Consider the following 232-nt stretch of genomic DNA (forward strand, 5'->3'; position numbering starts at 1 on the left):
AGCTGTCGTTTCCGGGACCACCGGGTCCCAGAGAGCTCGCGCCGCCCTATTTCTGCCATTAGCTCAGGGACATTGTCGTCATTTCGGTAGGCGACTGAAGCGTAGAGCGCCCCGCGAACGATCATTTCTTTTTCATAGTCGCCTTGAGCGAAGCCCTCCCGCGGGGGGATAGGTAAACCAGGGTAGTCAAGAAAAACGATTCCTTCGTCACGCATCACGTTATAGTGCTTGT

The 232-nt window shown here is 55.2% G+C and carries 1 protein-coding gene; it reads right to left on the reverse strand.

What is annotated here, in order from left to right; genetic code table 11:
- On the reverse strand, positions 1-215 hold a 215-nt coding region (locus tag A3722_RS24785), incomplete at its 3' end, for a hypothetical protein (RefSeq protein WP_236627392.1).
- Between the last annotated feature and the right edge of the window lie 17 nt (positions 216-232).

Source organism: Sulfitobacter sp. HI0027 (assembly GCF_001634775.1).
Classification (GTDB): Bacteria; Pseudomonadota; Alphaproteobacteria; order Rhodobacterales; family Rhodobacteraceae; genus Sulfitobacter.